This window comes from Hydrogenophaga sp. NH-16, assembly GCF_004006415.1.
GTDB classification, from domain to species: Bacteria; Pseudomonadota; Gammaproteobacteria; order Burkholderiales; family Burkholderiaceae_C; genus Hydrogenophaga; species Hydrogenophaga pseudoflava.
The window spans coordinates 2,724,678-2,745,012 of sequence record NZ_CP029344.1 but is presented as its reverse complement, the minus strand read 5'-3'; the positions used below and the strand labels follow the sequence as shown (position 1 = coordinate 2,745,012).

Sequence of the window (20,335 nt, the reverse complement as noted above, 5' to 3'; positions counted from 1 at the left end):
TCACTGCGCGATCTTCACGAGGTCGCCCTCGTTGAGGAAGCCGGCGCCCTGCACCGCCACCGTCTCGTCGGCCTTCAGGCCCTGCAGCACCTCCACGCGGTCACCCGCGCGGCGCCCGGTGTCCACCTTGCGCTGCCCGGCCTTGCTGTCGGCGCCGATCACGAACACATAGTTGTGACCGTCGCGCACCACGATGGACTGCGCCGGTACGGTCAGCGCCTGGCTGCTGCCGATCTGAAACCGGCCGCGCGCGAAGGTACCGGCCTTGAGTTCGGTGTGTTTGGGCAGATCGGCGAACACCAGCACGTTGCGGGTCTGCGGATCGGCCGTGGGCGCGATGGCGCGCACCGTGCCCGCCACGGTCAGGCCACTGGCCGCCGTGACCTCCACCTTCTGCCCCACCTTGACCTGACCGACCTCGGCCGGCGTGACCTCGGCGCGCCACTCCATGCGGCTCTGCCGCACCAGGCGGAACAGCTCCTGCCCGGCGCCGGCCACCGCACCCACCGTGGCCGTGCGGGCAGAGATCACGCCATCGTCCGGCGCTCGCACCTGGGTATTGCCCAGTCGCACCTGGCTGGCGGCGTAGGCAGCCTTGGCGGCTTCGAACTGCGCCCGCGTCACCTTTTCCTGCGTCAGGTACTGGGCGATCTGCGACTTGGACAATGCCCCGGTGTTCTCGATCGAGCGTGCCCGGTCGGCATCGGCCTTGGCGCTCTCGGCCGCGGCCTCGGCCTGCATCAGCGCGGCCTTGCCCTGCAGGCTCTCGGCCTCGGTGGTCTCGCGGGCGAAGGTGGCCAGCACCTGGCCCTTCTTCACCACATCGCCGATGTTCACGTTCACGGTGGCCAGGCGCAAGCCCGGCACCTCGGCGCCCACGCTGGCCTCCTGCCAGGCGGCGATGTTGCCGTTGGCCTGCAGCTGCAGTGCTAGGCTGGCGGTTTCCGGCTTGGCGGTGCTCACCGTCATTGCGGGCTTGGGCGCTGCTGCGGGGGCGGCGCCCTCGGCTGCGGGCGCCGCCGGGCCGGCAGCCGCCCCTTCGGCGGGCTTGTCGCTGCCGCCGCAGGCCACCGCGAGCACCGAGGACAACAGCAGCACGGCCGCGAGGCGGCCCGAGGAATCAACGGACAGTTGGCGCATGGTCTTCTTCATGAGGCTTGGCGCACCGGTTCCGGCGCGATCTGGGGGTCAAAACCGCCGCCCAGGGCGACGTACAGGGCGATCCAGGTGTTCAGGTGGTCCAGCTGCAGCGCCACAGCGCCGCTGTCGGCGTTGAGCTTGAGCCGGCGGGCCTCCTCCAGTTCGTTGAGGTTGGCCAGACCCACGCGGTAGCGCGCCTCGGTGGCCTCGAACGAACGGGTGTAGCCCGCGACGGCCTGCTGGCTGGCCACCAGCTGGGTGCGCAGCGTGTCCAGCGCCACCAGCGACTGCTCGACCTCGGCGATGGCGCGGCGCAGCACATTGGCGTAGCCGATGGCCGCCGACTCGTAGCGCGCGGCAGCGGCCTCGGCCGACGCGTTCAGGCCACCGCGGCCGATCAGCGGCAGGTTCAGCACCAGCGGACCGACCGACCAGGTGTTGAAGGTCGTGCTCTCGCCACCGGTGGTGAAACGGTTGCGCAGCACGTTGCTGCTCAGGCTCAGGCTGGGCCAGAGCGCGGCACGGGCCACGCCCACGCCCTCGGCGGCCGCGACCAGTTCCTGTTGGGCACGGGCCACGTCGGGCCGCTGGCGGATCACCTCCAGCGGCACCGCCGACACGGCCAGGGCCGAACCGGCCGCGGTCGGATCGGGCAAGGCGATACTGGCACCCAGGCGCTCGCGCAGGGCGGGTTCGTCGGCCCCGACCAGCGCCACGATGGCCTTGAACTGCTGCTCGCACTGGCGGTGCTGCTGCGCCAGGCGCGCCTCGGCGTCGGCTTGGCCGGCGCGCGCCAGGGCGGCGGTGGCCGGCGCCAGCAGACCCGCTCGCTCGGTGTCGGCCGCGCTCTGGGCGGTGATGCTGCGCGAGGCGCGGTCGCTGTCGATCACGCCCTTCTGCGCCAGGCAGGAACGCCAGCCCAGATACAGCCGCGCCGTTTCGGCCGCCATCAGCACGCGCGCCTCGTGCCAGCCGGCCTGCGCGGCACCGGCCTCGGCCGAGGCCTGGCGCACCGAAGACGCGTTCTGGCCCCAGAGGTCGATCGCCCACGAGGCCTGCAGGCCCACATTCATGCCCGTGCCCAAGGGAGCGCTGGCGTCCACGCCACGGTAGGCGCCAGCGGTCAGACCCACCTGGGGCAGCGTGGCGCTGTCGGCGCCGGCCAGTGCTGCGCGCGCGGCAAACACCTGCGCCCGGGCCGCCATGATGCTGGCGCTGCCCTGCTGGGCCTGCCCGATCAGCTCCGGCAGCCGGGGGTCTCCCAGGCGGGCCCACCAGTCGACCAGCGAGGTGGTCTGGCCCTGGTGGGGCACGGCGGGTGCGAACCAGGCCTTGGGCAGGCTGGACTCCACCATCTGCACACTGCGCTCGGGCGGCGGCCCCATGCCCGCACAGGCGCTCAGGCCCAGCGCGCTCAACAGAATAAGAAGTGGTTTCATTTGCATTCAGACGAAACGCCGCGTTGCAGCGCAACAAAGGAATCGAGCATAGCGAAGCCGCAGCCCGTTTCAGAGGACTTTTTGTTTCAGTTTTTTTCGTTTTCCGTCACACCCGGCGCCACCACCTCGGTGAAACCGAAGCGGGTGAAGTCGCGCACGCGCATCGGATACAGCGTGCCCATCAGGTGGTCGCATTCGTGCTGCACCACCCGGGCGTGAAAGCCTTCCACCTCCCGCTCCAGCAGGCTGCCGTCGGCGGCAAAGCCCTGGTAGCGGATGCGCCGCCAGCGGGGCACCACGGCCCGCAGCCCGGGCACCGAGAGGCAGCCCTCCCAGCCCTCCTCCTCTTCACCGCCCAGCGGGGTGATGACAGGGTTGATCAGCACCGTGCGCGGCACGACGGGCGCATCCGGATAGCGCGGGTTGGGCGCGCCGGTGCCAAAGATCACCACCTGCAGGTCCACGCCGATCTGCGGTGCCGCCAGGCCGGCACCGTTCGCGGCGGCCATGGTCTCTTCCATGTCGGCCACCAGCTGGTGCAGCTCGGGGGTGTCGAAAGTCTGCACGGGCTGGGCGATCCGCAGCAGCCTGGGGTCGCCCATCTTGAGGATCGTGTGAATGGCCATGAGAAAGCGGCGGTATTGGGGTTTTGCCCGGGTGGCGCGCGATTGTGGCGCAGCTAGAGTGGGCAGAGATACCCACCCCTGTAATTGCTGCCACCACGTTGTCAGGAGGACCCATGAACTTCGCGCCGATTGGCACCGCTTTGGCCACCCTGGCGTTCTCAGGCGCCGTCTTCGCCCAGGGCGCCGAGATTTTCAAGGGCGCCGACCTGGCGCTGGGCGAGAAGCTCATCGCCGAACACAAGTGCGCGCAGTGCCACGCCAGCAAGGTGGGCGGCGACGGCAGCGCGATCTACAAGCCGCAAGGCAAGTTCAACAACGCTGGCCTGCTGCGCGGCATGGTCGAGATGTGCAACACCCAGATGAACCTGGGCCTGTTTCCCGAAGAAGTGACGGCAGTGGCCGCGGTGCTCAACCGCGACCACTACAAGTTCAAGTAGCCAGCAAGGCCAGCATCCCGGCTTCGTCGATGACCGCCACGCCCAGCTCACGCGCCTTGTCCAGCTTGCTGCCCGCCTCTTCGCCGGCCACCACGTAGTCGGTCTTCTTGCTCACCGAGCCGGCCACTTTGGCGCCCGCGGCTTCTAGCATCTCCTTGGCCTGTTCGCGCCTGAGCGTGGGGAAGGTGCCAGTCAGCACGAAGGTCTTGCCCGCCAGCGGCTGGGCTGCGCGCTCGGCGGGTGCCCCTTCTTCCCAGTGCACGCCGCAGGCCCGCAGCTGCTCGACCACCTCGCGGTTGTGCGGCTGGTCGAAGAAGGTCCGCAGGCTCTGCGCCACCGTCGGGCCGACATCGTTGACCTCCAGCAGCTGTTCCTCGCTGGCGTCCATGATCGCGTCGAGGCTGCCGAAGTGGCGCGCCAGGTCCTTGGCGGTCGCCTCGCCCACGTGGCGGATGCCCAGGCCGAACAGGAAGCGCGGCAGCGTGGTGTGCTTGGACTTCTCCAGTGCGTCCAGCACGTTCTGCGCCGACTTTTCGGCCATGCGGTCCAGGTTGGCCAAGGCCATCAGGCCCATGCGGTAGAGGTCGGGCAGGGTCTTGACCACGCCGGCGTCCACCAGCTGCTCCACCAGCTTGTCGCCCAGGCCTTCGATGTCCACCGCACGGCGCTGGGCGTAGTGCAGGATGGCCTGCTTGCGCTGCGCGCCGCAGAACAGCCCGCCGGTGCAGCGGTGGTCCACCTCCCCCTCTTCGCGCACCGCTGCGCTGCCGCAGACCGGGCAGGTGTGCGGCATGGTGAAGATGGCCGCACCCTCGGGGCGCTTCTCCGGCAGCACCGCCACGACCTCGGGAATCACGTCGCCCGCGCGGCGCACGATCACCGTGTCGCCGATGCGCACGTCCTTGCGGCGCGCCTCGTCCTCGTTGTGCAGCGTGGCGTTGGTCACCGTCACGCCGCCGACGAACACGGGGGCCAGTTTGGCCACGGGCGTGAGCTTGCCGGTGCGGCCGACCTGAATCTCGATGCCATTCAGTCGGGTCAGCTGTTCCTGCGCCGGGTACTTGTGGGCCACGGCCCAGCGCGGCTCGCGGGTCTTGAAGCCCAGCTCGCGCTGCAGCGCGAGCGAATTGACCTTGTAGACCACGCCATCGATGTCGAACGGCAGCGCGTCGCGCTTCGCAGCAATCTGCGCGTGGAACGCCACCAGCCCGGCCGCGCCCTGCGCCACGCAGCGTTCGGCGCACACCGGCAGACCGAAGGCGGCCAGGGCTTCGAGCAGGCCGCTGTGGGTGCCGGGCAGGGTCCAGCCACGCACCTCGCCCAGGCCGTAGGCGAAGAAGGACAGCGGGCGCTGCGCCGTGATCGCCGGGTCGAGCTGGCGCACCGCGCCGGCGGCGGTGTTGCGCGGGTTGATGTAGGTCTTCTCGCCCTTCTCGCGCTGGCGCTCGTTCAGCCGCTCGAAATCGTCGCGGCGCATGTAGACCTCGCCGCGGACCTCCAGCACTTCTGGAATAGCGCCGTGGGTTTCGCCGCCGGGCCGCCCCAAGGCGAAACGCGCCCCCTCGGGGGGCAGCGAACCACGCGAAGCGGGGAGCGAGGGGGCCAACATCAACGGAATCTGCCCGATGGTGCGGATGTTCTGTGTCACGTCCTCGCCGGTTTCGCCGTCGCCACGTGTGGCCGCCTGCACCAGCACGCCGTGCTCGTAGCGCAGGTTGATCGCCAGGCCGTCGAACTTGAGCTCGGCGGCGTACTCGACCGCGGACGCGTCCACGGGCAGACCCAGTTCGCGGCGCACGCGCGCATCGAAGGCCTCGGCGCCCGCGGCGGTGGTGTCGGTCTCGGTCTGGATCGACAGCATGGGCACCGCATGGCGCACCGGCACCAGTCCGTCCAGAATCTTGCCACCCACGCGCTGGGTCGGCGAGTCAGCGGTCAGCAGTTCGGGGTGCGCGGCCTCGATGGCCTGCAGCTCCTGGAACAGCCGGTCGTACTCGGCGTCCGGCACCTCTGGCGCGTCGAGCACGTAGTAGCGGTGGGCGTGGTGGTGCAGTTGGGCGCGCAGGTCGGCGGCGCGTTCCGCCGGCGTGGGCTCGGCGGCAAACAGGTCAGGTGTCATCAGGAGAACAGGCGTCGCGCCTGCGGTGAGCCGGCGGAGAGGTCGTGGCTGTCGAGCGCGTCGTAGAGGGACTCGAGGTCGGCGCCGATCTGGTCCATGGTGTCGGCGCCCAGTGGCTGGCCGGCGTCGTCGGTGACCACACCGTCCATGGCCTCGGCCAATGCCGAGGCGGCCTGGCGCAGGCGCACAAAAGGCTGCTCGCTGCGGGGCACGTGCGTGACCTCCAGCGACAGGTTGATCTCGCGCAGCGCACTCTGCTCCGGGTCCTCGGCCATGGCCGCCTGCGGATCGAACGACAGACTGAGGATGGGGGCCTGGCCCGCGGCGCTGCCGGGCAGCACCATGCGGCCGGGCAGCACGCCCGCCACAAAACCGAAGCGCGCGGCGTTCTGCGACACATAGCCCGGGCTCCAGGCCGCGCGGCGAGCGCGCAGCGTAAAACCCAGCTGCGCGTCGTGGCCGCTGGCAAAGGCGTCCAGCTCTCGGGCCCGCGCCACCTCGGCCCGCATGTCAGGGAAGTCCGGCATAGCGCCGATGGCGTCGGCAAAGGCCTGGGCCTTCATCACGAACTCGGAGAACTCGATGTCGTTCAGGGCGCCGGCGCGGTTGGCCAGCTGCACACCCACCTGCAGGGCCTTGTAGCGCTGCCCCAACCGGGGCGCCTCCCACTCGCCGCCATCTTCGACCAGCCCTTCGACCGCGAACGGCTTGCTGCCCACGCGGCGCGTGCCCGGCAGGGCGGCGATCACGGCATCGCCCGAGACCTCGCCATCGAGCTGCAGGGGGGCGATGACGTCGATCAGCGCATCCAGCCCGGGCCGCTTGTCCGGCGTGGTGACGACGTGGTTGAGCGTGACCGCCACCGAGGGCACGGGCCGCACTTCTTCGCGCACCGACACCGCTTCCACCGGCTCGTCGCGCAGCACGGGTTCGATGCGCTCGCCGTCGCCCACCGCGCGATCCACCACGGGTTCGGACTCGCCCACAGGCACGGTGTCCGCGCCCGCATCATCGTGCGACAGGTCGGCCTCGGGCAGGCCCCGGGCGGTGCGAGGGGCGCTGCGGCGCGTGACCCAGGCGTTGTAGGCGACCACGCCCGCGAGAACAAGACCGCCGACGATGGCCAGGCTGATTTGCAGGGTGCTCATGGGTGGAAATCGGCGGTGGTGGGGGATGGCCTCAGGCGGATTCGAGCATACCGGCGGCGGATTCCATGTCCACCGCCACGATGCGCGAGACCCCCTGTTCCTGCATGGTCACGCCGATCAGCTGCTCGGCCATTTCCATGGCGATCTTGTTGTGGCTGATGAACAGGAACTGCGTACCCTGCTTGCTCATGCTGGTCACCAGGCGGGCGTAGCGCTCGGTGTTGGCATCGTCCAGTGGCGCGTCCACCTCGTCCAGGAGGCAGAACGGCGCCGGGTTGAGCTGGAAGATGGCGAACACCAGGGCGATGGCGGTCAGCGCCTTCTCGCCGCCCGAGAGCAGGTGGATGGTCTGGTTCTTCTTGCCCGGTGGCTGGGCCAGCACCTGCACGCCAGCGTCCAGGATCTCTTCGCCGGTCATCACCAGCTTGGCGTTGCCGCCGCCGAACAGCTCGGGGAACATGCGGCCGAAGTGCTCGTTGACGGTGTTGAAGGTGTTGCCCAGCAGGTCGCGGGTCTCGGCGTCGATCTTCTTGATCGCGTCTTCCAGCGTGTTCATCGCCTCGATCAGGTCCTTGGACTGGGCGTCGAGGAAGGTCTTGCGCTCGCGCGCGGCGGTCAGCTCGTCCAGCGCGGCCAGGTTGACCGCGCCCAGGGCCTGGATCTCTCGGTGGAAACGGTCGATTTCGGACTGCAGGCCGGCCAGGCGCACATTGCCTTCGGTGATGCTCTGCGCCACCGCGGCCAGGTCGGCCTGTGCCTCGGCCAGCAACTGGCTGTACTGCTCGACGCCCAGGCGCGCGGCCTGTTCCTTGAGCTGGAAATCGGTGATGCGCTGGCGCAGCGGGTCGAGCTCGCGCTCCAGCTTCAGGCGGTGTTCGTCGCTGGCGCGCAGCTTGGCGGTGAGGTCGTCGTACTGGCTGCGCAGTGCGCCCAGCGCCTGCTCACGCTCCAGCTTCATGGCCAGCGCCGACTGCAGGCCGGCCTGGGCGGCAGCGTCGTTCAGGCGGGCGAATTCATCGGCGGCGCGCGCGGCCTCGTCGGCCAGCGCCTTTTCCTGCGTCCCGGCAGTCTCCAGCGAGCGCTGCAGCTCGCCCTGGCGCGCCTGCAGGCTGCGCAGCGTGAAGGTGGCCTCCTGCGCCTGGCGCTCCAGCCCGCGCTGCTGTTCGCGCGCATCGTTCAGCGCCCGTTCGGCAGCGATCACCTTGTCGTCCAGCTGGGCGTGCCGCTCCTGGCTGTCGGCCAGCTGCATGTCCAGTTCTTCGAAGCGGGCTTCGGCCGTGACGCGGCGCTCCTGCAGCTCGTCGAGCTGGCCATCGACCTCGGCGAGGTCGGCGGCGATCTGCTCGCTGCGGGCGCGGGTCTGCTCGGCCAGCTGGGTCAGGCGCAGCATCTCCACCTGCAGTTCGTGCGCGCGGGTGCGGGTCTCGGCACCCTCGCGGCGCGCGGCCACCAGGCGCTGCGAGGCGTCGGTGTAGGCCGCTTCGGCGCGCACCAGCGCGGCGCGCGCCTGTTCGGCGATCAGCACCTGGGCCTTGAGCTGTTTGTCGAGGTTCTCGATTTCCTGGGCGCGGGCCAGCAGGCCGGCCTGTTCGCTGTCGGGCGCGTAGAAGCTGACGCTGTGCGCCGTGACCACATGGCCGGCCGGCACATAGAGGGCTTCGCCGGCCTGCAGCTGGCTGCGCAGCGCCATGGCCTCGTCCAGGCTCGCGGCGGTCCAGCAGCCCTGCAGCCAGTCGGCCAGCAAGGCCTTCTGCCCGGCGTCGTTCAGGCGCAGCCAGTCGGCCAATGGCTTGAGACCGGCGCGGGCCGGCGCGGGCACGTCCGCAGCAGGCGGACTGTAAAACGCCAGTTTGGCCGGCGGCGCGTCGTTGCCGAAGGCGCGCACCATCTCCAGGCGCGACACCTCCAGCGCGCTCAGGCGCTCGCGCAAGGCGGACTCCAGGGCGTTTTCCCAGCCGGGCTCTATATGAATACGGCTCCACAGGCCCTGCAAGCCGTCCAGCCCATGCTTGGCCAGCCAGGGCTTGAGCTTGCCGTCGGTGCGCACTTTCTCCTGCAAGGCCTTGAGCGCTTCCTGCCGGGCCGACAGGTCGGACTGCCTGGCCGACTCCTGGTTGACCGCGAGCTGCGCCGCGCGACGCTGTTCGTCCAGCTCGGGCACGCTCTCCTGCAGTTCGTGCAGCACCGCCTCGGCCAGCTCGGCGGCCTGCTCGGCCTGCTGGAACGCCGCCTGGGACTGCGCCAGTCGGGCCTCATCGGGCGCGGCCAGGGCGTTGCGGTCGGCCACCAGCCGCTCGCGCCGCTGGTTGAGCTGGCGGCTCTGTTCTTCGATGTTGCGCTGCTCGGCGGCCAGCACCTGGATCTGCTGCTGCACCTGGGTCACGCTGCCGCGCTGCTCGTTGGCGGCGTTCTGCGCGGCGCGCAGCGCGTCTTCCAGTGACGGCAGGCTGCCGGACTGCTCCTCGCCTTGCGCTGCAAGCTCGACCGAGCGCTCCTCGGCCGCGACGATGTTCTCTGCCAGCTGCTCCAGCTCGACGGCGGCGTCCTGGCTGCGGGTCGACCAGGAAGCAATCTGCTCCTTGAGCTGTGTCAGGCGCTGCTCGGCGCGCTGGCGGCCCTCGACCACGAAACGGATCTCGGCTTCGAGCTTGCCCACCTCGGCGCTGGCCTCGTAGAGTTTGCCCTGGGCCTGGTTGACCTGGTCGCCCGCGGCGTAATGCGCCTGGCGGATGGTTTCCAGCTCGCTTTCCACACGGCGTAGGTCCGCGGTTCGCGATTCCAGATCGTTTACCGCCTGGGCCGCATCGTTCTTGACCTTGACCTGGTCGGCTTCGGCTTCGGCGCGCTTGAGGAACCACAGCTGGTGCTGCTTGAGCGTGGCGCCGGACTGCAGCTCGTGGTAGCGCGCCGCCACCTCGGCCTGCTTTTCCAGCTTGTCGAGGTTGGCGTTGAGCTCGCGCAGGATGTCCTCGACCCGGGTCAGGTTCTCGCGCGTGTCGGCCAGGCGGTTGGCGGTCTCGCGGCGGCGCTCCTTGTATTTGGAGACGCCCGCGGCCTCTTCGAGGAACAGGCGCAGTTCCTCGGGCTTGGATTCGATGATCCGGCTGATCGTGCCCTGGCCGATGATGGCGTAGGCCCGCGGCCCCAGGCCGGTGCCCAGGAACACATCCTGCACGTCGCGGCGGCGCACCGGCTGGTTGTTGATGTAGTAGCTGCTGGTGCCGTCGCGCGTGAGCACGCGCTTGACCGCGATTTCGGTGAACTGGCCCCACTGTCCACCGGCGCGGTGGTCGCTGTTGTCGAACACCAGCTCCACGCTGGAGCGGCTGGCCGGCTTGCGGTTGTTGGTGCCGTTGAAGATCACGTCCTGCATGGACTCGCCACGCAGTTCGGAGGCCTTGGACTCGCCCAGCACCCAGCGCACCGCGTCCATGATGTTGGACTTGCCGCAGCCGTTCGGGCCGACCACGCCCACCAGTTGCCCGGGCAGCATGAAGTTGGTCGGCTCGGCGAACGATTTGAAGCCGGACAGCTTGATGGAATTCAGACGCAAAGGGGCCCCAGTCGGTGATCGGATACAGGCCCGAAATGTTACCCCAGCCGCCCTGGCGCCCAAGGGGGCAGCGCCCCGCCCCGCCTCAACCGCGCTTGGTGATTTCCACCACGCCGGCTTCGGCGTCCACCCGCACCCAGTCTCCGGTCTCGATGCAATCGAGCGGATCTCGATCGAACCCGGTCATGGCCGGTGCATGGGTCACCACGGCGCCCAGTGCCATCTTGGTGGTCATTTCATTGAACAGGAACGCCGCCGGCGCGGTCTTGAGCAACCGGGTCATGTGGAACATGGCCGACCAGCCCGAGGAGCCTTTGGCTCCCGGGAACACCAGCACCTTGCCGGCAAAACTCTGTCCCCGCAGTTCGTGGCGGGTTTCGATCACGCTGCCGGTGCGCGGGTCGATGCCGCCCCAGCCTGAAATGTGGTCGCGCGTGACCAGCGCCTCGCCTTCGCTGATGCCACCCACCACTTTGCGTCCGTGGATGACGATCACCTTTGGTTCGCTGGGCGGGGCCAGGGACGGTGTTTCGGTGCTCATTGCAGTCCTCCTTGCCAGCGGCCGGTGCATGCCGCGTCGATGCATTGCGCCGTGGTGCCGAACCAGGCCTGCACGCCGAGGATGGCGGGCAGGTAGTGCGCCTGCTTGGCCGAGTCCAGTGCCACCGTCCGGGTGCCCTTGGGCACAGCGCGGCTCATGGCAGAACAGCTGTCGGACATGAGGATGCCGCCGGCGTCTTCGATGATCTTGGTGTAACCGTTGCGGTCGGCCAGCGCCTTGATGGCGCGCGGCGTGAAGATCCACAGCTCGCAGTCCGGATGCACGCGCCGTCCTTCCAGCAGTTGCGCGGCTTCCCAGATCTGCTCGATTGTGTAGTGCGGACAGCCCAGCATGACGTACTGGATCTCGGCCGACTGCGCGGTCATGTTGAGCTTCTCGTAAGCGAGGCGGCGCTCGGCCTCACCGTAGCGCAGCACTTCGCGCGGCGCCCGCCCCCCGAGCGCCTGTTCCAGCGTCAGGGCATCAGGGGTGATGCCGGCGATGTGGAAAAGCTCCACCCCGCCCGAGGACGCGGCGGCGGCGCCAAAGTGCTTGAGGCGCGGCAGGTTGGGCACCTGCTCCAGCCCCCCTCGCCGATGCAGCACCGGCACCCGATCCTGCACATGTTCGCCGATGAAGTAGCCCAGCAGTCCCCAGTCCTGCACCGACTCGACCTCGATGTCGAGTTCCACGAGGTGTGTGGCGTATCGGTTTTCGGGAAGGTGATAGCCCCAGTAGGGAATGCGCCCGGTCAGCATCGCCGCACCACAGCTCTCGCGTCCCTCGGTGTTGGTGCGCGCCCCCAGCACCGAGTTGCAGTAGACCACCGCGGACGACTCCATCCATGCGCAGTGCTCGCCGCGGGTGGGAATGTTGCCCACCTGATACGGGGTGCAGGTGTTCATGATCTGGGCGCCCAAACCGGCAGCGTGGCGCTCGCTCTGCTCATAGAACCGCACGGTCTCCTCGTTCACGCCCATGCGCTCGGGCTGACCGGGATCGAAGCCCAGCTGCAGATGGCTGGTGAAGACCTTGAACTTAGGAATCTGCACCACTTCCTGGCTGTCGAGGCTGAACTCGGAAAACACCGCGTCCATGCCGCCCTTGGCCAGCGCGAATTCGCGCTGGAACGGCGTGGTCGAGGTGATGGTGGCGCAGACGTTGCGGGTCTGCACCAGGCACTCGGCATCCAGCGCTTCTCCGTAGCGCACCAGCAGGTCCATCGCCTTCTGAACGGCCGGTCCGTCGCGGCCGTCGTACATGGCTTTCTCTTCATCGCTCAGTTGCATGGGGTCTCCGTAACGTGGGTGGTGGCAGGCCGCCTCAGGACGGCCGCAGTTCGGGCAAGCGCCCGCCGATGGCCTGGGCGATGTCTTTGGCAATGGCCCGCAGGCGCGGCGCCAGCTCCTCGCGCAGGCGCTGTTCGGTGAACATGAACGCGGCGCCACCGCAGTTCAGCGCCATGACCTCGCCGGACGGTCCGTACAGCGCCACCGACACCGAATTGATCTCGCGGTGGAATTCGCCGAGCGACAGGCAGTAGCCCAGCCGCCGGGCCTCGTCGATCGAGCGGTGCATGGCCGGGGCCACACTGTCCCATTCGGGGCCGCGCAACAGCCGCAGCGAATCGATCAGCTGCTGGCGCTGGGCATCGTCGACGGCCGACAGGAAGGCTCGCCCCAGTGCCGACACCGGCAGTGGTGCGCGCGAGCCCACGTCCAGCCGTGCGGTGAGCATCGACGAGCGCGGACGGCACGCCTCGATGATCACCATCTCCATGCCGTCGCGCACAGCCAGATAGGTGGACACACCCACTTCCTCCGCCAGCGCCTGGAGGTGGGGCCGGGCCACGCCCCGAACATCCAGGCTGCCGAGAAAGACCCGCGCCAGCGACACCACGCCCGGCCCCAACATGAACCGGTCGGCCGCAGGCGCGCTCTTGAGCATGCCGGCCCCCAGCAATGTGCCGACGATGCGGTTGAGCGTGGGCCTGGGAATGCCCGTCATGCGCACCAGCTCGGCGTACCCCTGCACTGGCCGTTCCTCGGAGAAACAGCGCAACACAGAAAGGCCACGCTCCAGCGCGGACACGGTATCGGGGCGCTCGGCTCGCGGCGCGTCGTGGATGCCTGGACGATCGTTCGCCATGGTGGTCTCCTCCTGGAAACCCGCCAATATAAGAGGTGCCTTCATGAGGATGCGCTCACGCCGACGCGACCAACGGCTCGGGCTGCACGGCCGCGCCGGGTCGCAGATACACCCCCTGGCGCAACAACTCGGCCTGCAAGGCACCGATGTCCACCGCGCGCGGTGCGACGCCGTGGCGCACCGCCAGCGCGGCCCCCACTCCGGCGGCCTGGCCGGTCAGCCAACATTGCGGAATCTCGCGCATGAATCCGTGCGAATTGCGGTCACAGGAAATGTGGCGGCCACAGGCCAGCAGCCCGTCGAGCTTCTCGGGCACCAGCGCACCGTAGGGCACGGAGATGTTGGGGAATTTGGGCGAGACCGCCGGCGAAACCGCCACCTCGTCGGGCAGCGCACGCCCCTCGGGCCAGCGGTGGCGCCAGACGCCATCCGTGCCGACCAGCCGGCGCGCGTGGCGCACGCCGATCTGCGGCGCGCTTTGCAGCAGATAGGCGTCTTCGAAGCCCGGCGCGTGTGCCTTGAAATAGTCCAGATGGGCGGCCATCGCCCGGTGCGAACGCACTTCAACCGCCGTCAGATCGTCCACATCGAGCGCCGAGTACCCCGACTGCCGCGGCCCCATGAACAGCGCGATGTCGTTGCGCCAGGACACAAACGGGCGTTCGAACAGTTTGAGCTGCTCACGACCTCGGGCCATGAAGGCCGCGTGATCGTCGGGTCGCCCAGTCTTGAAGTCGATCCAGCGGTTCATGTCAACGCCCCCGAACAGCCAGGAGGTGTTCATGCAGTGGTGCACGTCGGCCTGTTCGATGTCGTTGACGAACGCCGCACCGGCGCGCGCGAACAGATCACCGTCGCCGGTGGCGTCGACCACCACGTCGGCCATGATGGCCATGCGCCCTTCCTTGCTCTCGAAGACCACGCCTTTGACGACCCCCTTTTCATCCACGATGGGCAGCGCGGCCCATGAGTGGTAGATCAGCTTGACGCCACGCTCGATCACGATTTCCTGCGACAGAAGTTTCAGACGCTCGGGGTCGATGGTGGGCGACCAGGTCACGACGCCGTGGAAGCCCGCCGTGCGGTGCGACCAGTAGCCCGCCTTGTCGGGCTCCTGGGACCCCCAGTCCTCCCGGGTCGGCCCGGCGATGGCATCCGCCGGCAACCGCTCGAACACCTCCTGGGCGAAACCTCGCACAACCAGTTGCCCTTCCCAGTCGGTCATGCGGTCGATCCAGATCACCAGCCCGCCGGTTGACAGCCCGCCCAGGTGGTTGTAGCGCTCCAGAAGTGCCACGTCGGCACCGGCGGCGGCGGCGGAGGCGGCGGCGGCGGTACCCGAAGGCCCCCCACCCACGACCAGCACACCACAACGGTGGTAAATCGGGATGCGCCGCCCGGGCTCGTCCCAGGTGCCGTGATCCGGCCGCGCCACCCGCTGGTCGCGATCGAACACATCCGAGGTGAGGAAGCGTTCGTCGGTCCGCGTGAGGGTCTGCACTTTCATATCTTCTCCTTGGTTGCTCTAATTATGGACTGTGTTTTCATTTTTACAATCCAAATTGGCGTTTATAAGGGTTAACACCGACAAAACACGCTTACTGAAAGTGTTTTATGGATATACAGTCCATTTTCATCGCAACCACAACAGGAGACAACATGCCCGAACTTGGCCCCACCACCCCTTCTCGTACGGCCTCGCGCACACGCCGTCAGGTCGTGACGCTGCTGGCAGCCGCCGCACTGACCGGCAGCACGCTGCCCGCATTCGCCCAGGATTTCCCGACAAAAGACCGTCCGATCCGCCTGGTGGTCGGCTTCACCGCAGGTGGCGGCACCGATGCCCAGGCCCGCACCGTGGCCCAGAAGCTCGGCGAGGTGCTGGGCACCAATGTGGTCGTGGACAACCGGCCAGGCGCCAGCACCATGCTCGCCGCCAGCGAGGTCGCCCGAGCCGCACCGGATGGCTACACGCTCATGTACTCGCCATCCTCCACCTTTGCGCAGAACCCCCACATGTTTGCCAAGGTGCCCTACCACCCGTTCAAGGACTTCACCCCGCTGTCGGTGGGCGGGCGGGGCCCGCTGGTGCTGTCGATGAGCACCTCCGTGCCGGCGAACAACGTGCGCGAACTGGTCGCCTACATCAAGGCGAATCCCGGCAAGACCAGCTATGCATCGTTCGGCCTCGGCACGTCGTCGCACATCTACGGTGAGGCGTTCACCCGTCAGACCCAGATCGACTCCGTGCACATCCCCTACAAGGGTGGCTCCGACGCGGCCAAGGACCTGATCGGGGGCCGGGTCCAGTACATGTTCGATTCCGCACCCTCCGCGATCATTGCCGCGCAGAGCGGCAAGGTGAAGATCATGGCCATTGCGGCGTCCCAGCGCGTCAGCGCCCTGCCCGACGTGCCCACGTTTGCCGAACAGGGGTACACCGGCATGGACCTGCCCAGCTGGCTTGGCTTCTTCGGCCCGGCCAACATGCCGCCGGCCGTCGTGAAGAAGCTCAACGACGCGCTGGTGAAAGTGCTGGCCATGCCCGAAGTCGCCAAGTTCTACCGGGATGGCGGCTACGAGGCGGGCGGCAACACACCGCAGGAATTCGCCGCGCTCGTGCAGAAAACCCACGACGAATGGGGCGCCATGATCAGCAAGCTGGGACTGCCCAAACAGTAAGACCTGCAGCCGGCGGGCCGCAGGCCATGGCCGATAATCGCGGCCCATGAATCCCCTGCTCTCCCGCCTGCAGCCCTACCCCTTCGAACGGCTGCGCCGGCTCTTCGCGGGCGTCACGCCCAACCCCGACCTGCGTCCCATCAGCCTGGGCATCGGCGAGCCCAAACACGCCACGCCGCAGATGCTCAAGGACGCGCTGGCCGCCGCGCTGGACACCGGCCTGACCGGTTACCCGGCCACCGCCGGCGAACCCGCCCTGCGACAGGCCTGCGCCGCCTGGATGCAGCGCCGCTATGGCGTCCCCGTCGACGCCGCCACCCAGGTGCTGCCGGTGAACGGTTCGCGCGAGGCCCTGTTCTCGTTTGCACAGACGGTACTGGACGCCTCAAAGCCCGGCGCCACGCTGGCCTTTCCCAATCCGTTCTACCAGATCTACGAAGGTGCGGCCCTGCTCGGCGGCGCCCAGCCCTTCTACGTACCCAGCGTGCCGGCGCGCAACTTCGCGGTGGACTGGGACAGCGTGCCCGACGAGGTCTGGGCGCGCACGCAGCTGATCTTCGTCTGCTCGCCCGGCAACCCCACCGGCGCCGTGATGCCGCTGGACGAGTGGCAGAAGCTGTTCGAGCTGAGCGACCGCCACGGCTTCGTGATCGCGTCCGACGAGTGCTACAGCGAGATCTACTTCCGCGACGAGCCGCCCCTGGGCGGCCTGGAAGCCGCGGTGAAGCTGGGCCGCCCGGACTTCAAGAACCTCATGATGTTCACCAGCCTGTCCAAGCGCAGCAACGTGCCCGGCCTGCGCAGCGGCTTCGTGGCGGGGGATGCCGCGCTCATCAAGAGCTTCCTGCTCTACCGCACCTACCACGGCGGCGCCATGAGCCCGGCCGTGCAGGCCGCCAGCGTGGCCGCGTGGGGCGACGAGGAGCATGTGATCGACAACCGCCGCCAGTACCGCGAGAAGTTCGCCGCCGTCACACCCATGCTGGCCGAGGTGCTGGATGTGGCGCTGCCCGACGCGGCCTTCTACCTCTGGGCCGGCGTGCCGGCCTCGTTCGAGGGCAAGGTGGCCGGCCTGAGCGCCGACGAGGCCTTCGCCCGGGAACTGCTGGCTCAATACAATGTGACCGTTTTGCCCGGCAGCTACCTGGCGCGAGCCAGTGGTGGCACCAACCCCGGCGCCGGCCGCGTGCGCATGGCCCTGGTGGCCGAACCCGCCGAATGCCTGGAAGCCGCTGAACGCATCGTGCGCTTCTGCCGCGAACAGTCTCGCTGAACCACCCATTTCAACCCCAACGCCGACCCGTCTCATGACCCAACAACTGCAAACCCTGATCGACAACGCCTGGGAACAGCGCGCCGACTTCTCGCCCGCATCCGCCCCGAAGGAAGTGCTGGACGCGGTCGAGCACGTGATTGCCGAACTCGACAGCGGCAAGCTGCGCGTGGCCACCCGCGAAGGCGTGGGCCAGTGGACGGTGCACCAGTGGATCAAGAAGGCCGTGCTGCTGTCGTTCCGCCTGAAGGACAACGCGGTGATGAAGGCCGGCGACCTGGCTTTCTTCGACAAGGTGCAGACCAAATTCGCCCACCTCTCCGAGGCCGAACTCAAGGCCACCGGCGTGCGCGTGGTGCCCCCGGCCGTGGCCCGCCGCGGCAGCTTCATCGCGTCGGGCGCGATCCTCATGCCCTCCTATGTGAACATCGGCGCCTATGTCGACTCGGGCACCATGGTCGATACCTGGGCCACCGTGGGATCCTGCGCACAGATCGGCAAGAACGTGCACCTCTCCGGCGGCGTCGGCATCGGCGGCGTGCTGGAACCGCTGCAGGCCAACCCGACCGTGATCGAGGACAACTGCTTCATCGGCGCCCGCTCCGAAGTGGTCGAAGGCGTGATCGTGGAAGAGAACTCGGTGCTCGGCATGGGCGTGTACATCGGCCAGAGCACCCCGATCTTTGACCGCGCCACCGGCGAGATCAGCTACGGCCGCGTGCCCTCGGGCTCGGTGGTGGTCAGCGGCAACCTGCCCAAGAAGGCCGCCAACGGCGCCGACTACAGCATGTACGCCGCCATCATCGTCAAGCGCGTGGACGCCCAGACGCGCTCGAAGACCAGCATCAACGACTTGCTGCGCGACTGATCTCAACGCCTGACCCGGGAGCCGACATGAGCAGCGGAACGATGGAGCGCATCCTGCGCCTGATGGCCGACAAGAAGGCCTCGGACGTCTACCTGTCGGCCCATGCGCCGGCGATGATCAAGATCAACGGCCAGACCATCCCGATCAACAGCCAGGTGCTGCCGCCCGAGGCGCCGCGCAACCTGCTGTCCGAAATCGTGCCGCCGGCCCGCATCGAGGAACTGGTGGAAACCGGTGAACTCAACATGGCGGTGCCGCTGGACGGCATCGGCAACTTCCGGGTCAGTGCCATGCGCCAGCGCGGCAACTACGCGGTGGTGATCCGTTTTGTTCCGGCGGACGTGCCGTCGCTGGACTCGCTGAACGTGCCCCCGATCCTCAACGAGATCGTGATGGAAAAACGCGGCCTGGTGCTGATGGTCGGTGCCACCGGCGCCGGCAAGTCGACCACGCTGGCGGCCATGATCGACCACCGCAACGAGAACGCCACCGGCCACATCCTCACCATCGAGGAGCCGATCGAGTACATGTACCGCAACAAGCGCTCGGTGATCAACCAGCGCGAGGTCGGCCGGGACACCGCATCGCTGCAGGTCGGCCTGAAGAATGCCCTGCGCCAGGCGCCGGATGTGATCCTGATCGGCGAAATCCGCGACCGCGAGACCATGTCGGCCGCCATTGCCTACGCCCAGTCGGGCCACCTGTGCATGGCCACCCTGCACGCCAACAACAGCTATCAGGCCCTCAACCGGATCCTGAGCTTCTACCCCGTCGAGGTGCGCCCGACCATGCTGGGCGATCTGGCCGCTGCGCTGCGCGCCGTCGTGTCGCAGCGCCTTCTGCGCACCCACACCGGCGGACGAGTGCCAGCGATGGAGGTGCTGCTCAACACCGCCCTGGTGGCCGACCTGATCCAGAAGGGCGACTTCTCGGGGGTGCGCGAAGCGATGGAAAAGTCGCTGGCGGTCGGCTCGCAGAGCTTCGAGCAGGACCTCGCGCGTCTGGTGCTCGACGGCCTGGTCACGCGCAACGAGGCGCTGGTGCATGCCGATTCGCCCAACAACCTGCTCTGGCGTCTGCAGAACGACTTCAACGCCTCCAAGGCCAGCCAGGCGGGGACGCCGTCGGACGACGACCAGAGCGACCAGGCCACCTTCACCGAGTTCACGCTCGACGTCAAATTCTGATGACCGCCACGCTGCGCCTTGCCGAAGAACTGATCGCCCGCCCCTCGGTCACCCCCGATGACGCGGGGTGCCTGGACATCATCGCGGCGCGGCTGCAAACGCTGGGCTTTGCATGCGAGCGCATGGACAGCGGACCGGACGCCTTCCGCGTTGCCAACCTGTGGGCGCGCTGCGGCACCGGTCGGCGCCCCACCCTCGTCTGGGCGGGCCACACCGACGTGGTGCCCACCGGCCCGCTGGACGCCTGGACCAGCGACCCTTTCGTGCCCAGCCACCGCGACGGCAGGCTCTTCGGACGCGGCGCGAGCGACATGAAAACCTCGCTGGCGGCGATGGTGGTGGCCTGCGAACAGTTCCTCGCCGCCACGCCGCGGCCGGCCATCGACATCGCCTTCCTGCTCACCAGCGACGAGGAAGGCCCGGCCAACGACGGCACGGTGGTGGTCTGCAAGGAACTGCAGCGACGCGGTGAACGGCTGGACTGGTGCATCGTGGGCGAACCGACCTCGGTCGAGCGCACCGGCGACATGATCAAGAACGGCCGCCGCGGCACCATGAGCGGCAAGCTCACGGTCAAGGGCATCCAGGGCCACATCGCCTACCCGCAGCTGGCGAAGAACCCTATCCACCTGGTGGCCCCTGCACTGGCCGAACTGGCGGCCACGGTCTGGGACGAAGGCAACGCCTTCTTTCCGCCCACCAGCTGGCAGGTCAGCAACATCCACGGCGGCACCGGCGCGAGCAACGTGATTCCCGGCACCGTGGTCATCGACTTCAACTTCCGCTTCTCCACCGAGTCCACGCCCGAAGGCCTGCAGGGCCGCGTGGCCGAGGTGCTGGCGCGGCATGGTCTGCGGCCAGGCAGCGACTACGACCTCGCGTGGACCCTGGGCGGCCTGCCCTTCCTCACCACGCCAGGCACCCTGGTCGATGCCGTGCGCGCCGCCATCCAGGACGCCACCGGCATCGCGACCGAGCTCTCCACCACCGGCGGCACCAGCGACGGCCGGTTCATCGCGCAAATCTGCCCGCAGGTGGTCGAACTCGGTCCTCCCAACGCCACCATCCACAAGGTCGACGAGCACGTGGCCGTGGCCGACATCGAGCCGCTCACGGCCATCTACCGCGGCGTGCTCGAACGCCTGAACCGCAGCGCGGCGCTGGCCGGCTGAAC

Annotated in this window: 16 protein-coding genes; 6 read left to right on the top strand and 10 right to left on the bottom strand. The window is 68.4% G+C overall.

Going from position 1 to position 20,335, the window contains the following annotated elements:
• The 3 genes from DD542_RS13260 to def form a co-directional block, all read right to left on the bottom strand.
• A complete protein-coding gene (locus tag DD542_RS13260) occupies positions 1 to 1,140 on the bottom strand; it encodes an efflux RND transporter periplasmic adaptor subunit (protein WP_127805980.1) in 1,140 nt (379 codons plus the stop codon).
• 8 nt (positions 1,141 to 1,148) lie between these two features.
• Entirely contained in the window at positions 1,149 to 2,579 is a 1,431-nt protein-coding gene (locus tag DD542_RS13255; RefSeq protein WP_164868395.1) for an efflux transporter outer membrane subunit, read from the bottom strand.
• Between the two features lie 86 nt (positions 2,580 to 2,665).
• Positions 2,666 to 3,205, bottom strand: coding sequence for a peptide deformylase (gene def / locus DD542_RS13250; RefSeq protein WP_127805978.1), 540 nt, complete (start codon positions 3,203 to 3,205; stop codon positions 2,666 to 2,668).
• Between the two features lie 113 nt (positions 3,206 to 3,318).
• On the opposite strand from def, the gene DD542_RS13245 reads away from it, so the two are divergent.
• Positions 3,319 to 3,642 carry a hypothetical protein gene (locus DD542_RS13245; protein ID WP_066160341.1) on the top strand — a complete coding sequence of 108 codons (324 nt, stop codon included), beginning with the start codon at positions 3,319 to 3,321 and terminating at the stop codon, positions 3,640 to 3,642.
• On the opposite strand, the gene ligA is transcribed toward DD542_RS13245, so the two are convergent.
• The 7 genes from ligA to DD542_RS13210 form a co-directional block, all read right to left on the bottom strand.
• The gene (ligA, locus tag DD542_RS13240) at positions 3,635 to 5,761 is read right to left on the bottom strand and encodes an NAD-dependent DNA ligase LigA (RefSeq protein ID WP_127805977.1); all 2,127 of its coding nucleotides are present in this window, start codon (positions 5,759 to 5,761) and stop codon (positions 3,635 to 3,637) included. The two genes, DD542_RS13245 and ligA, sit on opposite strands and share 8 nt — an antisense overlap.
• Positions 5,761 to 6,909, bottom strand: a complete 1,149-nt coding sequence (locus DD542_RS13235; protein WP_127805976.1) for a cell division protein ZipA C-terminal FtsZ-binding domain-containing protein — start codon at positions 6,907 to 6,909, stop codon at positions 5,761 to 5,763. The genes ligA and DD542_RS13235 overlap by 1 nt, the downstream gene beginning before the upstream one ends.
• A 31-nt stretch (positions 6,910 to 6,940) precedes the next feature.
• Entirely contained in the window at positions 6,941 to 10,462 is a 3,522-nt protein-coding gene (gene smc, locus DD542_RS13230) for a chromosome segregation protein SMC (RefSeq protein WP_127805975.1), read from the bottom strand.
• Between the two features lie 85 nt (positions 10,463 to 10,547).
• Positions 10,548 to 11,003 (bottom strand): DUF126 domain-containing protein, encoded by a 456-nt coding sequence (locus DD542_RS13225; RefSeq protein ID WP_066160351.1) that lies wholly within the window; start codon positions 11,001 to 11,003, stop codon positions 10,548 to 10,550.
• Positions 11,000 to 12,292, bottom strand: coding sequence for an aconitase X catalytic domain-containing protein (locus DD542_RS13220; RefSeq protein ID WP_066160354.1), 1,293 nt, complete (start codon positions 12,290 to 12,292; stop codon positions 11,000 to 11,002). The genes DD542_RS13225 and DD542_RS13220 overlap by 4 nt, the downstream gene beginning before the upstream one ends.
• A 34-nt stretch (positions 12,293 to 12,326) precedes the next feature.
• A complete protein-coding gene (locus DD542_RS13215) occupies positions 12,327 to 13,151 on the bottom strand; it encodes an IclR family transcriptional regulator (RefSeq protein ID WP_127805974.1) in 825 nt (274 codons plus the stop codon).
• Between the two features lie 55 nt (positions 13,152 to 13,206).
• Positions 13,207 to 14,652 carry an FAD-dependent oxidoreductase gene (locus tag DD542_RS13210; protein ID WP_127807392.1) on the bottom strand — a complete coding sequence of 482 codons (1,446 nt, stop codon included), beginning with the start codon at positions 14,650 to 14,652 and terminating at the stop codon, positions 13,207 to 13,209.
• Positions 14,653 to 14,810: 158 nt separating this feature from the next.
• On the opposite strand from DD542_RS13210, the gene DD542_RS13205 reads away from it, so the two are divergent.
• Genes DD542_RS13205 through dapE form a run of 5 tightly spaced genes read left to right on the top strand, consistent with a single transcriptional unit; the run spans position 14,811 to position 20,333 of the window.
• Positions 14,811 to 15,833: a tripartite tricarboxylate transporter substrate binding protein gene (locus DD542_RS13205; RefSeq protein WP_127805973.1), complete on the top strand. Its 1,023-nt coding sequence runs from the start codon at positions 14,811 to 14,813 to the stop codon at positions 15,831 to 15,833.
• A 46-nt stretch (positions 15,834 to 15,879) separates the two neighbouring features.
• Positions 15,880 to 17,106, top strand: a complete 1,227-nt coding sequence (dapC, locus tag DD542_RS13200; protein ID WP_066160359.1) for a succinyldiaminopimelate transaminase — start codon at positions 15,880 to 15,882, stop codon at positions 17,104 to 17,106.
• A 34-nt stretch (positions 17,107 to 17,140) separates the two neighbouring features.
• Positions 17,141 to 17,974 carry a 2,3,4,5-tetrahydropyridine-2,6-dicarboxylate N-succinyltransferase gene (gene dapD / locus DD542_RS13195; RefSeq protein ID WP_127805972.1) on the top strand — a complete coding sequence of 278 codons (834 nt, stop codon included), beginning with the start codon at positions 17,141 to 17,143 and terminating at the stop codon, positions 17,972 to 17,974.
• 26 nt (positions 17,975 to 18,000) lie between these two features.
• Positions 18,001 to 19,161, top strand: a complete 1,161-nt coding sequence (locus DD542_RS13190; RefSeq protein WP_127805971.1) for a PilT/PilU family type 4a pilus ATPase — start codon at positions 18,001 to 18,003, stop codon at positions 19,159 to 19,161.
• Positions 19,161 to 20,333: a succinyl-diaminopimelate desuccinylase gene (dapE, locus tag DD542_RS13185; RefSeq protein WP_066160370.1), complete on the top strand. Its 1,173-nt coding sequence runs from the start codon at positions 19,161 to 19,163 to the stop codon at positions 20,331 to 20,333. Before DD542_RS13190 ends, dapE begins: the two co-directional genes overlap by 1 nt.
• Positions 20,334 to 20,335: the final 2 nt, after the last annotated feature.